General features: G+C 66.2%; 1 protein-coding gene and 1 pseudogene. Both read right to left on the bottom strand.

What is annotated here, in order from left to right:
* Positions 1–413, bottom strand: a pseudogene (locus EQG76_RS06820) (hypothetical protein); the annotation flags it as partial.
* A gap of 59 nt (positions 414–472) precedes the next feature.
* Positions 473–933, bottom strand: a 461-nt coding sequence (locus EQG76_RS06815; protein WP_159711809.1) for an Hsp20/alpha crystallin family protein, incomplete at its 5' end; no start/stop codon positions are given.

Here is a 933-nt window from a genome sequence, read left to right as displayed (position 1 = left end):
CCTCGCCCGTATTGCGCGTCCCACCAGGCAAACAGGAGATAGGTGGAAAGAGCGTCCTGGAAGGACTGCTGCAGCGCATCACTGGCGAAGCGGATCGTCCGGGCGTTGCCGGCCCGGGGTTGTTCCTCGACCAGATATGGCAGGCCCTGACGCTCCGCATAGGCGGTCGCCGAGGAGAGCGTGGGAAAGGTCAGCTCGACCTGGGCCAGGGGTGCGGGAGCGGCGTCGCCGCCTGTCTCGCCCGACAGGCCGGCGGATGGATGTTCGAGCACGAGATGCCAGCGCTGCCGGCCGGGATGAACCGGTGCCGGACGTGGCGGGAGCGGCTGGAAGATCCGTGCGACCGTGCCCGGCGGGAAAGGTCGACGCTTGTCATTCGGTCTGAACAGATCGTCTGTGACTTCGGTCTCCATGGCTGGCTCCTCCCGAAGCGGAAGGTACGGGCGCGGCTGCCCGCCGCGCCCGCTGGCCATCAGTGCTTGGTCTCGCCCTCGGATGCCGCGTTGATGGCGATACGCCTGGTCTTCGCTTGCGCCTGGGCAGACTTCGGCAGGGTGACGGTGAGCAGGCCGTTCTTGAAGCTGGCGCTCACCTTGTCCTCTTCGACCTCGTATCCCAGCGGAATCCGACGCTCGAAACGGCCATAGTAGCGCTCGCTGAACTGGCGCTCCTTGTCCTCGGTCTCCGAGCGCTTCTCACCGCGCAGGGTCAGCATGTCGCCGTCGAGCAGGACTTCGATGTCCTTCTCCTCGAGACCGGGAATCTCGGCGACCACCCGGATGTCGCCGTCGGTTTCCGAGACCTCCACGCTCGGCCAGGTCGTGGCCCAGCCCTGCATCCGGCTGAACGAACGCGGCATGTCGAGTCCACGGAAGGCCTCGTCGAACAGCCGGTTCATCTCCCGGTGCAGCGTGAAGAACGGGTTCTGCTCCT

The organism is Geminicoccus flavidas (assembly GCF_009806515.1).
Taxonomy (GTDB): Bacteria; Pseudomonadota; Alphaproteobacteria; order Geminicoccales; family Geminicoccaceae; genus Geminicoccus; species Geminicoccus flavidus.
This window is presented reverse-complemented; position numbering and strand designations above follow the sequence as displayed.